Raw genomic sequence first — 16,274 nt, 5'->3', positions numbered from 1 at the left:
ATTTCCCTTTACATTTTCCCATAAATGATAAATCTTCCAAAACTGGATGCTCCCTGGAGTATCGCTGGAGGATTTTACGTCAACGCTACTTGGGGCTGGGGCGAGAACGTGCTTATCGCAACTTGATAACCCGATTGGGGAGTTTAGTAACATTACGGAATAAGATTCAGACTTGGGTTTCCCTCAGTCGCGATCGCCAGCGTAGTGTAATGGATGTATTACAAGAAGTACTCCAAGAATTACTCCAAAACGACAGCCAGATGCAACAGCAAATGGCTGATATTGCCAAATATACAACCGATAGAAGATTGGGAGATGCTCTGCTATTTGCCAGTTTAGAAGAATATTGTTTGCGGCCAGTAAGGAATCAACCCCTATTAGCTTATCGATTTGTGAATTATTTGCGTCGCACTCAGCGCGGTGGTTTAACCCAAGTGCCAGGGCGTGATTTGGTTCGACTAGTTTCAGAAGAAGTTCTCACAGATGACAGTGACAATCGAGTTAATTTAGTCGATAGTCAGGCGATCGCAGAATATCAAGAAGCACAACAACTAGAGGAACAACAAGGGCTGCGCCAGTCAGTACAAAAAGAATTTGAAGATTATTTACAAGAAAATCTGGGAACAGATGCAGTGGAATGGCTACGACTCTATCTGCAAGGTAAGTCCCAGGAAGACATCGCCCAGAAACTGAATAAGCAGACTAAAGAGGTATATCGATTACGAGAAAAAATTAGTTATCATGCTGTGCGTGTTTTTGCCCTCAAAGGTAAACCAGAACTCGTGGAAAGTTGGCTCTCAATTTCTTTGCAAGAACATAACTTGGGGTTAACACAAAACCAATGGCAGCAACTTGATGAAAAATTGACTCCTCTGGGGCGGCAGATTTTAGCTTTGCGGAAAGCGGGTAATTCAATAGAAGCCATAGCCGAACAGTTAAAACTCAAAACCCATCAAGTGCTAGGCGAATGGACAAAAGTCTATCTGACAGCCCAAGCTTTAAGAACCCAGGAGTAGCTTGTAGTGGGAAATGGAGCATGGGGGAGTGGAGAGCAGCACTTCTCTACGTTCGCGCAGCGTGTCGCAGACAGACGCTGCACGTAGTTCGCTTACACGTTCGCGGAGCGTGCCGTAAGCAAGTGGTGCGGCTATGCTCTGTAACCGAGGAGCAGGGGAGACAAGGGGACAAGGAGATAAATAAAACTCAGCACTGGCTCAACCCTAGCTATCCGCTAACAGCACTCTTTTGCCCAATCCTCAGTATTATCCCCAGTCTATAATCTAAAATTTATCTTCTACTTACATTTACTTAAGTATATATAATTGAAATTTTAACAATTTAACAAAGTATCTTTATTAACTACCTATTGAATTAGAGGCAAAATATAAGTAAATACCAACGAATCAAATCTATGTTGTCTTCAAAGGGCGAACTAAATGATACCGCAGCAAATGGACAGCAAATGCTAACTGCCACTCAAACTAAGTGGGAGGAAAAAGGCGATCGCGAACAAATATTCCACTTAATCGATCATCTTTTGTCCTTTGAAGCTTGCCTCTACCACCAAATTTTGCCCTTTGGATTAGAAGACAAAAACCTCTTGTTAGGCATGGTTCATCCACAAGAGAGCGAAGCCCTAGATTACGTTGGTCGCATTTTGTCTTCTATCAATTGCACAATGGTGATTGAGGCGATCGCAGCTGATGCCCACCGCAGAATATTATCAGCCTACCTCAACCATAAGAATACATCTCAGCTAGATGCCCAACAAGTGCATCAGCCAACAGTGGACTTTCCCGCAACAAATAGCCCAGCTACGATTGCTGACATACCTAGTCCTTTCTTAGATGCCGACTCGCAATCAAATCAACAACCAGTATTGATGGTGTTTCAGACACAAAAGCGTCAAAATTCTGGGCAGCGGGTAGACTTGCCTCCTATCCCAGAAGTAGATCAATCATCTCAGATCCCTATTTCCACAACTCAACCGGGAGAGGATTCTGAAGCCACATCATCAAACAATTTACCTGTTTTTCCCACACAAGCTTCCGAACTACTGAGTCCGATTGAGTTGCTAACAACACTACCACCAAAAAAATTACTAGAAGAATTACTAGGGCGAATCTTGGCTGGGGGAATTGGTCGGCTGTACTTAGAAAGACAAGCTTACGAAGGCAGAATACTGTGGAGTGACAATGGAGTTTTGCAATCTGTATTAGACAAACTGCCGCTCTCAGTTTTTCAAGGAGTATTGAATGAATTAAAGCGGTTTGCTTCCCTGCCTGTAACCACGATTGCAGAACCAAAACAAGTAGAAAAGGAATACGTATATCAAAAAAATCGCTTATTATTACGCTTGCGAGTCATGCCGGGAATCTACGGCGAAGAGGCAACACTCCAAGTATTGCGGGGAGCAGCATTAAAATTCTATCAACAACAACAATTGACGCGTATAAGCCGCGATGCTTTAGGAATTTCTCAGCAACTAAGCATTAAGTTACATGAACTACAAGAACGACTTTTACTGAATCCTAGCCTTGATTCTCAGCAATTAGAGGCTTTAGTTACCCTGAATCAATTAGTGAAAAATTTAGACCAACAGATCAAAATACTGGCACTAGATAGCAATTTACCAACAAAGAGTAAATCATCGATCAGTAAGTGAAAACGCTGATTTCGTTAGCATACATAATTGTTATGTTGTAATGGAATCCTAGACTGATAAAGCTTAGAGATTCATCTCCAAATAAATACAAATTTTGCGATCGTATTCTGAGTAAGATTACGGTTTAAACAAACTTAATAGTAGCAAAGTTAGTTTCCCCCTCTTAAATCCTATTGTTGCAAATATTTCATGTTAACTGAGGTTTTTAGTGAACTTTTCCCCTTAATGAGTACAGCCAATCCACAGACATTGGAATGGCTACTCAACGTTGCAATTGAACATGAATACCCATCTGGGCGAGCCGTTGTGATGGAAGATGCCTGGGGTAACGCCGTTTACTTCGTGGTTTCTGGTTGGGTCAAAGTCCGACGTACCGTCGGGGACGATTCAGTAGCTCTGGCAATTTTTGGGCGTGGCGATTTTTTTGGAGAAATGGCAATTTTGGATGAATCTCCACGCTCAACTGATGTCATTGCCCTTTCACCCGTGAAGTTGCTGAGTATTTCCAGAGAGCGGTTTATTCAAATATTGTTTAAAGACCCACAGTTACATCACAGAATGTTGCAACTGATGGTGCGGCGATTGCGACAAATTAACGTGCGCTTGCAAATGCGGTCTTCACCACCAGCAGTTAAACTCGCTCATACTCTAGTGACTTTAGGTGAAAGCTATGGTCAGGAATCAGACTTAGGAAGAGAAATTTTTAACATTCCCTTTAAAGATTTAGCAGAGGTGACAGAAATCGGCGTTGAAGAAACCGCCAAAATCATGGAAAAGCTGCATGAAAAAGGGTGGATAAAAATTGATAGCGCCAACAACATCACTTATCTTGTGAACTTCAAACAGTTGATGAACTTGGCTGGCAAAGTGTAATTGTTTTATTTATTCAGCGATACAAATTTTGGTATTAAGTTAAGTCAACCGATAAGATGCTTCGGTTGACTTGCTTATTAGAGGTGTAGGTACTTCACGAAATTAGTCCAATGGATGACAAATTCCCTTACCTACCTTACGAAGCATTCTTAGGCTGGAAAATGTTCCTGTGTCTATTCTAGAGAAATTAGCAGATATAGCAGTTGCCAAAGCCGTTAGGACAGTTTGCGGGAAACGCGTCTTCAACAGCGTACTTTGTGATTTTATTGCTGTCCTAAGCTCCCTGTCCGTTGCTATAAATCAGATTACAAAGTACAACTACTAGCGCTAGCTAATGGCAAAAGACGGCAATCAGTTGGTTCGAGCAGCAGCAAAAGCAACGTTGCGGGATCTCTCTAAAATCAACTGTTGAGGAACTCCCTGCATTGCTGGCGGTGCCATATTTAGTTCATTTATAAACAAAATGCCTTTACCGTCACGAGGAAGAAATTCTGGTGGATACCACTTAGAGATACCATCTTCAGCAACGGGTAAACCGCGCAAGTCGGTAGGCGCGAGTTGACTGAGGCGCACATCCACAAAGTCGATATCATTCTCTTGAGCTATCTGTCCGACGATGCTGGATTTGCCAATGCCAGGAGGCCCCCAAATCATCGTACTAATTTGCAAGTTTTTACGGATAAGGTTGTCTAAATATGCTTTTAGATCGGAAGGTGTCACCTGCTTCGCTCCGAATTCAAAATTCAAAATTCAAAATTTAAAATTAATGATCCCCATAAATAAATTTAGTTGCTGTGCATCCTTTTCGTTTTCAGTCATGGATTTTAATTTTCGATAAATGTTGAATAGATGGAACTTTGACTTCTGTTGAGAAGTCAAGGATACGGGTACTATATTTAAGCATCTACACTACGGGTACTATATTTAAGCATCTACACTACAGGTACTATATTTGAGCATCTACACTACGGGTATTATATTTGAGCATCTACACGTTGTACCTGAAAACTATATTTTCAAAATGGGTTTTCCAATCGGAGAATCTGCACCATCCAGCTTACTTTTGACTTGGCCTTACTAGTGCGATTTTTTGGTGCGTTGGCGTAGCCCTTCGTAGACATCGCAGTTATTAAACATCGCTGAAATACTCAAATCACATGTAGTATACGTGTGCTACAGCTTTGTTTATGGAAAATAAATAAAGTGTAATCTTTATTTGAGAGCAAGCGGATTTATCCATAGGGTCTAAACTACGAATTACTGTCTTTTCTATGAGATGCTCCGCGATCGCAGTGGGGCGTAGCTTATTAACAATTACCTCAGCAAACAAAATAAGATGACTGAAGCAACAGCAACTCGTCGCAATACCTACGTTGAGGAAACTGGGTCAACGATTCATTACCTGGTGGCAATGTCTCAACCAGAAACCCATCTGTTTGAGGTGACTTTACACCTTATCAATTATTCCTCACCGATTCTCGATTTAAAACTGCCAGTGTGGACACCCGGTTCCTACTTAGTCCGAGAATACGCCAAGAATTTACAGGATTTTGCGGCTTTTGCAGAGAATAAGCCTTTAACTTGGCGTAAGCTTGGTAAAAATCATTGGCAGATAGACAAAATAAATGTTTCAGAATTAACTGTACGTTACCGCATTTTTGCCAATGAGCTATCGGTACGAACGAATCACTTAGATAGCACCCACGGTTATTTTAACGGTGCGGCACTATTTTTTAGAATACCTGGGTGGGATAAGCAACCTATTCGCGTCACCATCGTACCACCACAGCCGGAATGGCAGGTAACTACTGCCTTACCACGCGTTGGTGAAGAAACGAATACTTTCTTAGCTAGCGATTTTGATACTCTGGTGGATACTCCTTTTGAGATTGGTAGCCACCAATTGTATAAATTTGAGGTATTAGGAAAACCCCATGAATTGGCAATCTGGGGGCAAGGTAATTACCAAGTTCAGCAGCTGATTGCTGATATTCAAAAAATTATTCAAGTAGAAGCGCAGATGTTCGGCGGTTTGCCTTATGAACGATATGTGTTTCTGCTACATTTATTTAGCCAAGCTTTTGGCGGTTTGGAGCATAAAGACTCTTGCTCCTTAATTTACCAACGTTTTGGATTTCGCGCTCAGGAAAAATACGATCGCTTTCTGCAATTAGTTGCACACGAGTTCTTTCACTTGTGGAATGTCAAGCGAATTCGCCCAAAAGCATTAGAGGTTTTTGATTACGACCAAGAAAGTTATACCCCATCATTATGGTTTTGTGAAGGTACTACTAGTTACTACGACTTGTTAATTCCTTTGCGGGCGGGAATTTATGATGTTCAGTCGTATTTGAATAACTTGGGTAAGGAAATTACCAGATATGAAACAACACCGGGGCGAAAGGTACAACCAGTTTCCGAGTCGAGTTTTGATGCCTGGATAAAACTTTATCGCCCAGATGCCAATAGCGGTAATTCCCAAATTTCTTACTATTTAAAAGGAGAAATGGTATCGTTGTTGCTAGATTTGCTGATTCGCTCTACTCACAACAATCAGCGCTCCCTTGATGACGTGATGCTGAAAATGTGGCAGCAATTTGGGCAAGATGAAATCGGCTATACCCCAGAACAGTTGCAAGAAGTTATCGAATCTGTCGCCGGAATCGATTTGACTGATTTCTTTAAACGCTACGTTGATAGTACAGAGGATTTGCCTTTCAATCAGTATTTAGAACCCTTTGGCTTACAGTTGGTAGCTGAACAGCAAGAAGAACCTTACCTGGGTGTGAGAATAAATACAGAAAATGGGCGGGAGATTATTAAGTTTGTGGAGACTGGTTCACCTGCACAAGTAGGGGGAATTGATGCAGGTGATGAGTTGTTAGCAATTGATGGGATTAAGATAACTGCGGGTGGCTTAAGCGATCGCCTGAAAGATTATCAACCAAACGATACCATCCAAGTCGCAGTTTTCCACCAAGACGAACTGCGTATTTATTCCATCACCCTCGCATCACCACGTGCAACTAAATATCAGGTAAAGCCTGTTGAGCATCCTAACTCCATACAGCAGCAAAACTTTGCTGGATGGCTTGGGGCTGCGATCGCAACAGTTTGATAAAGGGATTGGGCATTGGGCATTGGGTAGAAGAGGCAGAGGGGCGGAGAGTTAGAGAGGAAAGACTTACTACTAATTCTCCCCTGCTCCCCTGCTTGTTCACCCACTTCTAAGCCGTCCTCACCGCCCCAGAGTAAATCAAACCCCGTTGCAGATCCAGCGTTATAATTGCCCCATCTCGAATCACCTGCGTTGCCTGCTTCACGCCGACAATGACTGGTACACCGAGACGCAACCCAATTACTGCTGCGTGACTTGTGAGACTTTCATCTTCGGTAATAATCCCGGCAGCTTTCCGAATTGCTTCCACAAAATCGGCACTAGTGCGGGGTGCAACCAAAATATCTCCGGGATTAAAGTTACTCACATCCATGCCAGTATTAGCCACCCGCGCGCGACCACTTACTGAACCTTGTCCCAGTCCAATTCCCTGACCTAGTACTGCCGTCACCACCTCTACCTTAATCAAATCTGTAGAGCCAGAAACACCCTGGAGTGTGCCAGCAGTCATCACTACTAAATCTCCTTGGGACAGTAACTGAAGTTCCTGAGCCACGTTAATCGCAGCTTGAAATGTCTGACCAGTGGAAGGTAATCCTAGCACCAACAGCGGTTTAACTCCCCATACCATTTGTAGCTGCCGCGCCACATTTACATGGGGTGTCACTGCCAAAATCGGTGTGTGAGGACGGAATTTAGAGACATTGCGAGCTGTTGCCCCCGTTTGCGTTAGGGTCATAATTGCCGCTGCACCTAATTGTTCGGCAATTTGACCAACAGCTTGACTAATCGCATTGGGAATGGAGCGTCGGGCATCTCTCACAGAACGTAGGTTTAGGTGTTGGGCTTCTTCCTGCTCCATACGTTCGGCAATTCGCGCCATCGTCGCCACTGCTTCTACAGGGAAGCTACCCACTGCGGTTTCGTTGGAGAGCATCACCGCGTCTGTGCCGTCTAAAATCGCATTTGCCACATCCGACACTTCCGCGCGAGTGGGACGGGGATTGCTCACCATGCTGTCTAACATCTGAGTAGCGGTGATGATGGGAATCCCCAAGCGATTTGCTGTCGCAATTAGCCGCTTTTGGAGTACCGGAACATCTTCTGCTGGCAATTCCACCCCTAAGTCGCCTCTGGCAACCATCACGCCATCACACAAAGCCAGAATCGCCTCCATTTGTTCAATGGCTTCGTGCTTTTCAATTTTGGCAACCACTGGCACTTGCTTGCCTGTACTAGAAATTAGTTCTTTAATTTCGATCATGTCCTGGGGATTGCGGACAAAGGAAAGTGCCACCCAATCGACACCCTGATCTAGACCAAACATTAGATCCTCTCGGTCTTTGTCGGTCATTGCCTTAATTGACAGGTAAACGCCGGGGAAGTTTACGCCTTTATTGTTAGAAAGTTTTCCAGGCACGGTGACGCGACAATGCAAATCACCTTTGTCTCGGTTAATTTCTTCCACCAGCATTTCTACTCGTCCATCGTCGAGGAGAATTTTTGCCCCAACTGGGACTTCTTCGGCTAAATAATCGTAGGTGACGCAACTAATTTCCTGCGTGCCTACTATTGGACGATTTGTCAAGGTGAAGCGATCGCCTTTTGCCAAAACTATAGATCCGTTGTCAAACTTCCCCAAGCGAATTTTTGGGCCCTGCAAGTCTTGGAGAATAGCCACTGGCTGATTTAATTCAAAAGCGGTTTGCCGAATTAAGCGAATACTACGCTGATGGTCGGCATGAGTTCCGTGGGAGAAGTTTAGCCGCAGCGTCGTGGCTCCCGCTTCAATAATCGCCTTGAGCATTTCAGGACTGCTAGTGGCGGGGCCAATAGTAGCGACAATTTTTGTCCGGCGCAGAGAATCTCGTAATTGCATAGGGGCTGAAGTTAGGGAGCTATCTGGGAAGTCATCGTAACTTAAGTGGCATCTCCTTTTCAGTCACTGCTATATCAATCAGATATAAGCAGTTAGATGAGGGTTTATTGGAGAGTGGGGGCTGTGGGATAGACTAGATATAGTACATCAATCTTGTATCCATCCTCCCAACGAAGGAGTTTGTTCCATTCACTTCTTGCCGATGGTCATATCCCACTTATCAGCAAAGACTAGGCTTCGTCTGGAATCATAGCGTTATTCATCTACTGATATTCAAAGCTGTGGATAAATCTTGCTATACAAAAATTTGCAAAACTTTATTATTCAATAATATTTATCGTATATTCGTAATGTCTGCTCAAGAAGGAGTCAATCTTAAAGATGATCGCATCGGAGGCACAAAAGCCACTGACAATCCCCCCCAAGGAATTTTTAGCGCCTCCTGGTGATTTCAATCCGACGCTGCTGCTGTTTTCTGTAGCTGTGATAATGTTGGTGTTATCCAACTTTGGTTACTGGCTTTGGGAATGGCCGCACTGGCTATGCTTTAGCGTTAACACGATTGCCTTGCATTGTGCTGGAACGGTAATTCATGATGCCTGTCACCAATCTGCCCATCGCAATCGAGTGATGAATGCGGTGTTAGGGCATGGTAGCGCTTTGATGCTAGCTTTTGCTTTTCCAGTCTTTACGCGGGTGCATTTACAGCATCATGGTCATGTCAATCATCCTAAAGACGACCCAGATCATTATGTCTCTACGGGTGGGCCGCTGTGGTTGATTGCAGTCCGGTTCTTGTACCACGAGGTATTTTTCTTTCAACGGCGACTTTGGCGTAAATATGAGCTACTAGAATGGTTCATCAGCCGCTTAATTATCGGTGTAATTGTTTATATCTCAGTCCAGTACAACTTTTTGGGTTACATTCTCAATTTTTGGTTTATACCAGCTTTTGTGGTGGGCATAGCACTAGGATTATTTTTTGACTATTTGCCCCATCGTCCTTTTGCCGAGCGCGATCGCTGGAAAAATGCTCGCGTTTATCCTAACCCGATTCTCAATATCTTGATTATGGGACAGAATTACCACTTAATTCATCATTTGTGGCCTTCTATTCCCTGGTATAATTACCAGCCTGCATACTATGTGATGAAGCCCCTGTTAGATGAAAAAGGATGTTATCAAACTTCAGGATTGTTACAGAAAAAGGACTTTTTTGAGTTTGTTTATGACATCTTTTTAGGAATTAGATTTCATCATCAAAAAGAATAGAGTTTTTGCATAGTAGCGATCGCTTGCTCACGCCTGACACTGGGAAAGCGATCTAAAAACTCATCCAGTGAGTCACCCGCTTCTAGATAATCAAGCAAGGTTTTGATCGGCACACGAGTACCAGTAAAAACAGGGGTTCCTCCCAATATATTGGGGTCGCTATGAACAACACGTGATGTGGATGTCATATAGTTAGCTTGTCTGCAACAAACTACCTTCCGATCCTAGCTCTGGTTGTCTCAGAGGTTGTTTGAAAATCTGTTCGTATTCATAAAGGCTAACTAACCTGAAATCATTGCAAGAAGGGTTTAGCGTTTTTATGGCTTCTTCAATATCTACTCTGAAATCTAAGCGTTGAGTCATAAAATCTACATCGCTCTAAGAGGCTGTTTGAAAAGTCGGTTATGTTGTAAAAAAGCTCTCTCAGTATACGCTGTGAATAGATAGTAGACAGCACTGAAAGAGCAACATGAGTAAAGCATACCCCAGCAATCTCACCCGTGTTCAATATGAATTTCTGAGTAGACATAAAGCGATGCCTACAGCGGGCTACGCCAACGCCTGCAAAGCGATAGCGATGCCCAATGCCCCATTTCCAATATCCATAATTGAAAATCCTGCCAAACGATGTGAAGGTTTCAAACTCAGGGATGATGAGTAATTAGCAATTAAATTGACAAAATCACACTATAAAGAGTGATATTAAGCGATAAATAGCGCTTGTAAAGGACTAACGGGCATGATTAAATCTTGGATGGTGATTGGAGGTGTGGCTTTCTTGGTTGCTTTAGCCGCGAACGTGATTACGCCTAGCGATCGCCAATGGTTCAAGCGTTTACAACGACCGAGATGGCTAACTTTTGAGGGCGCAATTCCCATCATTTGGACTGTAATATTTATTTGCGGTGCTTGGTCGGCTTATATTGTCTGGGAAAAAGACCCAGGAAGCACCTCAACCTGGTTAATTATGGGTTTATATCTGCTATTAGAAATTGTTACCATTGCCTATACGCCTGTAATGTTTAAGCTTCGCAGTCTGAAAGTGGGCACAATTCTCGGTGGCACAGGTTTAATCATTAGTGCTTTATTGATACTTGCAGTCTTAGGGTTTTCTGGTTGGGCAGCCCTATTACTAGTTCCTTATTTACTCTGGAGTCCCATTGGTACTTATACCACTTGGCAGATGATCCGTCTCAATCCTCAAGATGCCTAAGAATCGCACCAGAGAATGATTAAACATCTAGCCTAAATTGTCACACTTGCAGTGTATGACTTGACAAAATACACAAAGCTTGAGTGCATTATGATTCCATCTTGGATAATAATTGGGGCTGTAACTTTCTTCATCGCCCTTGGGAGTTTCTTAATCACGCCGCGTGATGTTAAATGGTTTGCAAATTTAAGTCGCCCTCGCTGGCTAGTTTTTGAACCGCTGATTCCGTTCATCTGGACTGTGATTTTTATCAGTGGTACAGTTTCAGCTTATATTATCTGGGAAAAAAATCCCGGAAGCCCAATTACTTTGCTATTAATGGCTTTGTATCTCGTGGTAGAAATTATCACCGTCGCCTACATACCTCTAATGTTGAGATTTCGCAGTCTCAAAACCGGGGAAATTCTTGGACTAACGGGTTTGATTTTAGCGGTTGTCTTGGCAATCTGCGTTTTACCGATTTCTTTAATGGCGGCGCTGTTACTCCTTCCCTATCTAGTTTGGACTCCCATTGGTACTTACACCACCGACGAGTTAAGAGAGTTAAATCCTCAAGATGCATAACGCATCTATGTAAGCCGCCCATAACGTGCTGTGACAGGATTGGCTGGATTGGATTGATTATTCAGCCAAGCCCACATTTGATCGCCAACAGAAAAATGCCACCATTCTCTAGGATTGCGTTGAAAGCCAGCTTTTAACATTACATCTCGCAATAGCTGACGATGAGCATGATACTTTTGGGTTTCAGAGCGATCGCTATTGGCATAATAATCGGGATGCGATCGCTCTGACATCTCATCAATTGGCGAACCCATATTCACTATTTGCCCTGCATCATCTACCAACGTTACATCTACCGCCCCACCAGTACTGTGAGGAGGGGGAGTTTTTTCATCTAAACTTGGTGCAGCCCAAATTGCATAAACCGCTTCCCAAATCTCTTGGCGTTGGTTTGGGGATAATTCCACATCAGTTAATCCCCTATCCCGCACTGCTTGGGTGAAGCTGTAATCTACCATAAACTGCTGGACTGCGATCGGGCGATAAGCATCAAAAATTTGGATACGCCAGTTAGGATGCAGAAGATTAAGATAATTTTGCGCTTGGATCAAATTTTCAATGACGCTTTGACGGAGATAATAGGGAGAGCGATCGCCATAAGGCGCACCTAATTTTTCATAAGGATGGGGAGATTCCACCGCAAATAATTTTAGAGGAATCGCCATTAGCGGTTCACCACACTCGAAAATTGGGATTTGATGATAAGGCCTCATGTGAATAATTCGTAATACTTCGGCTACGCTCAGTACAAGTTCGTAATTCGTAATTATTACCTCATGCTGTGCATCAGGAATAATTTATTTTTGTACACTAATAAATTTACCTTTCTTGTACCTTAAATTACGAATTATTAAATGCTCAATCAAAACAAAACACCTTTATTAGATGCCTTAAAAGCTAATGCAGCAAGACCTCATGCGCCTTTTTACACCCCAGGACATAAACTAGGTGAGGGAATTTCTCAACCCTTGGCTGACTTACTTGGCAAAGCCGTCTTTCGCGCTGATTTAACCGAATTAGCAGATTTAGATAATCTCTTTGCACCCCAAGGCGTTATTCAAGAAGCCCAACAACTAGCGGCTGAAGCATTTGGCGCTTCGCAAACATGGTTTCTTGTAAATGGTTCTACCTGTGGGATTGAAGCGGCAATTTTGGCTACCTGTGGCACAGGCGATAAAATTATTCTGCCTCGCAATGTGCATTCTTCTGCGATCGCAGGTTTAATTCTCTCTGGTGCAATACCAATTTTTCTCAATCCCGAATACGATCCAGTTTTAGATATTGCCCATAGCATCACACCCAACGCTGTACAATCTGCACTCCAACAGCATCCAGACGCTAAAGCAGTGTTGGTAGTTTATCCAACATATTACGGTGTTTGTGGAGATTTGAGTGCGATCGCCAATATTACACATCAATATAATATCCCTCTACTCGTAGATGAAGCACACGGCGCACACTTTGCCTTTCATCCCGAATTACCAACATCAGCTTTAGCCGCAGGTGCAGATTTAACTGTACAATCCATCCATAAGATACTCGGTGCGATGACACAGGCATCGATGCTGCATATTCACGGTGATAGGATAGATGGCGATCGCATCAGTAAAGCTTTGCAGCTAGTACAATCTACCAGTCCTAGTTATTTACTTTTAGCTTCTTTAGATGCAGCGCGTCAGCAAATGGCACTCCACGGAAAAATGCTGATGTCTCGCACTCTGCAACTTGCTGAAGAAGCTAGAACCAGAATCAGTCAAATTTCTGGATTATCAGTTTTGGAAATGCCTCATTTGGGGGGATCTCCCGGCTTTGTAACTTTAGACAAAACGCGACTAACTGTCACTGTTTCTGGTTTAGGTTTAACCGGATTTGAAGCAGATGAAATTCTCGATGAAAAATTAGGTGTTACTGCTGAATTCGCCTCACTGCAACATCTCACCTTTATCATTAGTTTGGGCAACACTCCAGCCGATATTGAACAATTAGTGCAAGGTTTCACCACCATCGCCAAAGAATATCGCCGAAGCAACTTGACTGTTAAAAACCAGGTTTGGCTAAATCTAGACAGAACACTAGATTATGCTTTACAACTTTCTCCCCGTGAAGCTTTTTTTGCTGTCAGTGAAATACTACCTTTGACACAAACCAATAAACGCATCTGTGCTGAAATCGTTTGTCCCTATCCTCCAGGAATTCCTGTGTTAATGCCGGGAGAAGTCATCACCAAATCAGTCCTTGAATACCTACAACAAATCCAGGCTAGGGGGGGATTTATCAGCGGTTGCAATGACATTAGCCTCAAAACTTTGAAAGTTGTGAAATAACGTTATAACTATTGAATTCTTCTTCATAAAAGTTTAATTGATGAAGTCAATAGTAAATGTGCGGTTTTTCAGATGATTTAGGGAAAAATATATAGTAGTTCTACCAGTGTGAAACTTCAATAAAAATAGCTAGTAGACTAGTGCAATCTTTGATTTATACCCATAGGATCATCTTGATGATTCCTAAACTATAAGATGAAATCAAAAACCTATTATATTTGGGGGCAAATAGCAGCTCCGATTGTAGTCACTCTAGCGCTGGGTTTCTCAGCAAGAGCGAATGCAGTTGAGTTAGGCGCTGCCTCTGACTACAATGTATTTGTTTTGGGAGATATCTCTCAAAAATATACAGATATCGAAGGAAAAGTTGCTGCTGGCGGTAACATAAATTTCGTCGGCGGACTTGGAAGCAGACTTTCTGGCAATAGCGGCAACGTAGTAGTCGCTGGACAGAATTTAACTCTGAGTAACGGTCAAGTCTACCACGGTAATGCTGTCTATGGAGGCAGCGCCAATGTATCCAGCAATGTGGGATTTCCTCAAGGAACTCTCAGCCAGGGTAATCCCATTGACTTCAATGAAGCAGGGAAACAACTTCGAGGGTTATCTGAATATTTGGCAACCTTGACTCCTACTGGTAACACAACAGTTCAACCTTGGGGTGCTATTAACCTTAGTGGCAGTGGTACTGCTTTCAATGTTTTTAATCTTGCAGGCTCATCTGTCTCCAAGACAAACTATTTTGAAATAAAGGGGGACGCAAATTCAACTATCGTTGTCAATATCAGCGGTAAGGATGTGTCACTACAAAACTTTGGGTTTAATATCATTGGCGCAGATAAACAAAAAGTAATCTATAACTTTTATGAAGCGACAAACCTAACTGCCAGTAGCATTGGCATTCAAGGTAGTATTCTTGCGCCTTTGGCTAATTTCAATTTCAATAACGGTCAAATTAACGGCAATGTCGTGGTAGCTTCTTTGACAGGAAATGGTGAGTCTCACAACTATCTATTTAATGGCGATCTGCCAGATGTCCCAACGAAGTACTATAATCCGCCTAAGCCTCCCACTCGTAAGGTTCCAGAGCCTGCAAATCTTCCAGGTTTAGGATTAATTGCTGTAGTATTTGGTTTGTTTCGCTACAAACGCAATCAAACAACTTGTTTAGAATAATTAAAAATTTTTGGCAGCATAGCGCATGAAGCGAACTTATTTAGAGATTTTCGCTCATGCGCTATTTCCTTGCTCTCTACCTTCTACAATAAGGATAGACTTTATTGAGATTTGTATAGTTGGGGATCGGCTGTCATGGCTCCCGCCGTTTTAATTCAAAATCTGCAAAAACGTTACGGTACAGTGGTTGCTGTCCAGGATGTTTCCTTTCAGGTAGAACCAGGAGAAATTTTTGGTTTACTTGGCCCCAACGGTGCTGGGAAAACTACTACCTTGCGTGCTTTGTGTACGCTGACCACACCGGATGCAGGCATTATCGAAGTATCTGGCATCTCTGTGTTAGATAATCCCAGAGTGGCAAGACAACGACTAGGCTACGTAGCTCAGGAAGTCTCTATAGATAAGGTGTTGACCGGAAAAGAACTGCTGCAATTACAAGCAGCACTTTATCACCTTCCAGGCGCAGTAGCCAAACAGCGTATTGAAACGGTATTAGATTTACTCGGTTTGCAAGAATACGCTAACAAAAAGACAGGAACCTACTCAGGCGGTTTACGCAAGCGCCTAGACTTGGCTGCCGGGTTGCTCCATGCACCGGATGTTTTGGTGTTGGACGAGCCAACTGTGGGACTTGACATAGAAACTCGTTTTGTGGTATGGGATTTCCTGAGAAAATTACGCGCCTCTGGGACGACGGTAGTAATTACCAGCCATTATTTAGAAGAAATTGACGCTTTAGCCGATCGCGTGGCAATTATAGATCGCGGCGTTGTAATTGCAAGTGGTACACCTTCGCAATTGAAAGATCAAGTAGGGGGCGATCGCATCACCTTGCGAATCCGCGAGTTTTCCCCCATTGAGGAAGCTGAGAAAGCTAAAAACCTCCTGAAACCTTTGCCCTTTGTCCAAGAAGTCATCATTAACAGCGCTCAAGGTAATTCGCTCAACTTGGTAGTGACACCTCAGAATGATGTTCTTACTAACATACAGCAATCGCTGAATACCGCTGGCTTGCCCATATTTGGCATCGCCCAATCTCGCCCCAGCCTTGATGACGTTTATCTCGCTGCCACAGGACGCACCTTATTGGATGCAGAACTCGCAGCCGTCGCCACCCGCGATCCCAAAGCTGAAAAGAAGCAGAATATGAGATAGGTAGGGAGCAGGGGAGCAGGGGAGCAGTAGCAGTA

16 protein-coding genes and 1 pseudogene are annotated in these 16,274 nt (G+C 43.2%); 12 read left to right on the top strand and 5 right to left on the bottom strand.

Annotated elements, in window-relative coordinates; translation table 11 throughout:
* The 4 genes and pseudogenes from RMX69_RS18035 to RMX69_RS18020 all read left to right on the top strand — a co-directional run.
* On the top strand, positions 1 to 1,016 hold a 1,016-nt coding region (locus RMX69_RS18035), incomplete at its 5' end, for a HetZ-related protein 2 (RefSeq protein ID WP_322638272.1).
* Between the two features lie 20 nt (positions 1,017 to 1,036).
* Complete coding sequence (locus RMX69_RS18030) at positions 1,037 to 1,279, top strand: hypothetical protein (protein WP_322638271.1); 243 nt, start codon at positions 1,037 to 1,039, stop codon at positions 1,277 to 1,279.
* A gap of 825 nt (positions 1,280 to 2,104) precedes the next feature.
* Positions 2,105 to 2,665, top strand: a pseudogene (locus tag RMX69_RS29465) (pilus assembly protein PilB); the annotation flags it as partial.
* Positions 2,666 to 2,854: 189 nt separating this feature from the next.
* Entirely contained in the window at positions 2,855 to 3,538 is a 684-nt protein-coding gene (locus tag RMX69_RS18020; protein ID WP_289795929.1) for a Crp/Fnr family transcriptional regulator, read from the top strand.
* 351 nt (positions 3,539 to 3,889) lie between these two features.
* Here the strand turns inward: RMX69_RS18020 and RMX69_RS18015 are convergent, their stop codons facing one another.
* Positions 3,890 to 4,258 (bottom strand): AAA family ATPase, encoded by a 369-nt coding sequence (locus RMX69_RS18015; RefSeq protein ID WP_322638269.1) that lies wholly within the window; start codon positions 4,256 to 4,258, stop codon positions 3,890 to 3,892.
* Between the two features lie 616 nt (positions 4,259 to 4,874).
* Here RMX69_RS18015 and RMX69_RS18010 point away from each other — a divergent pair.
* Positions 4,875 to 6,656, top strand: a complete 1,782-nt coding sequence (locus RMX69_RS18010; protein ID WP_289798899.1) for a M61 family metallopeptidase — start codon at positions 4,875 to 4,877, stop codon at positions 6,654 to 6,656.
* A gap of 109 nt (positions 6,657 to 6,765) precedes the next feature.
* Here RMX69_RS18010 and pyk read toward each other — a convergent pair whose 3' ends face one another.
* Positions 6,766 to 8,535, bottom strand: coding sequence for a pyruvate kinase (gene pyk, locus RMX69_RS18005; RefSeq protein ID WP_289798898.1), 1,770 nt, complete (start codon positions 8,533 to 8,535; stop codon positions 6,766 to 6,768).
* 381 nt (positions 8,536 to 8,916) lie between these two features.
* Here pyk and crtR point away from each other — a divergent pair, with 381 nt between their 5' ends.
* Positions 8,917 to 9,807 (top strand): beta-carotene hydroxylase, encoded by an 891-nt coding sequence (gene crtR / locus RMX69_RS18000; RefSeq protein WP_322638268.1) that lies wholly within the window; start codon positions 8,917 to 8,919, stop codon positions 9,805 to 9,807.
* Here the strand turns inward: crtR and RMX69_RS17995 are convergent.
* Both RMX69_RS17995 and RMX69_RS17990 read right to left on the bottom strand, forming a co-directional pair.
* Positions 9,795 to 9,995: a DUF433 domain-containing protein gene (locus tag RMX69_RS17995; RefSeq protein WP_322638267.1), complete on the bottom strand. Its 201-nt coding sequence runs from the start codon at positions 9,993 to 9,995 to the stop codon at positions 9,795 to 9,797. The two genes, crtR and RMX69_RS17995, sit on opposite strands and share 13 nt — an antisense overlap.
* Before the next feature lie 4 nt (positions 9,996 to 9,999).
* Positions 10,000 to 10,170, bottom strand: a complete 171-nt coding sequence (locus RMX69_RS17990; protein ID WP_289798895.1) for a hypothetical protein — start codon at positions 10,168 to 10,170, stop codon at positions 10,000 to 10,002.
* Positions 10,171 to 10,276: 106 nt separating this feature from the next.
* On the opposite strand from RMX69_RS17990, the gene RMX69_RS17985 reads away from it, so the two are divergent.
* The 3 genes from RMX69_RS17985 (at position 10,277) to RMX69_RS17975 (ending at position 11,584) form a co-directional block, all read left to right on the top strand.
* Positions 10,277 to 10,468 (top strand): hypothetical protein, encoded by a 192-nt coding sequence (locus RMX69_RS17985; RefSeq protein WP_289798894.1) that lies wholly within the window; start codon positions 10,277 to 10,279, stop codon positions 10,466 to 10,468.
* A 78-nt stretch (positions 10,469 to 10,546) separates the two neighbouring features.
* Entirely contained in the window at positions 10,547 to 11,020 is a 474-nt protein-coding gene (locus RMX69_RS17980) for a TspO/MBR family protein (protein ID WP_322638266.1), read from the top strand.
* Positions 11,021 to 11,110: 90 nt separating this feature from the next.
* Entirely contained in the window at positions 11,111 to 11,584 is a 474-nt protein-coding gene (locus RMX69_RS17975; RefSeq protein ID WP_322638265.1) for a TspO/MBR family protein, read from the top strand.
* A 5-nt stretch (positions 11,585 to 11,589) separates the two neighbouring features.
* On the opposite strand, the gene RMX69_RS17970 is transcribed toward RMX69_RS17975, so the two are convergent.
* The gene (locus RMX69_RS17970) at positions 11,590 to 12,297 is read right to left on the bottom strand and encodes a M15 family metallopeptidase (protein WP_322638264.1); all 708 of its coding nucleotides are present in this window, start codon (positions 12,295 to 12,297) and stop codon (positions 11,590 to 11,592) included.
* 141 nt (positions 12,298 to 12,438) lie between these two features.
* Here RMX69_RS17970 and RMX69_RS17965 point away from each other — a divergent pair, with 141 nt between their 5' ends.
* The 3 genes from RMX69_RS17965 to RMX69_RS17955 all read left to right on the top strand — a co-directional run bounded on the left by RMX69_RS17965 (position 12,439) and on the right by RMX69_RS17955 (position 16,239).
* Entirely contained in the window at positions 12,439 to 13,908 is a 1,470-nt protein-coding gene (locus RMX69_RS17965; protein WP_322638263.1) for an aminotransferase class I/II-fold pyridoxal phosphate-dependent enzyme, read from the top strand.
* Between the two features lie 195 nt (positions 13,909 to 14,103).
* A complete protein-coding gene (locus RMX69_RS17960) occupies positions 14,104 to 15,084 on the top strand; it encodes a choice-of-anchor A family protein (RefSeq protein ID WP_289798889.1) in 981 nt (326 codons plus the stop codon).
* Between the two features lie 135 nt (positions 15,085 to 15,219).
* Entirely contained in the window at positions 15,220 to 16,239 is a 1,020-nt protein-coding gene (locus tag RMX69_RS17955) for an ABC transporter ATP-binding protein (protein WP_322638262.1), read from the top strand.
* Positions 16,240 to 16,274: the final 35 nt, after the last annotated feature.

This window comes from Nostoc sp. EspVER01 (genome assembly GCF_034530635.1).
Taxonomy (GTDB): Bacteria; Cyanobacteriota; Cyanobacteriia; order Cyanobacteriales; family Nostocaceae; genus Nostoc.
This window is presented reverse-complemented; position numbering and strand designations above follow the sequence as displayed.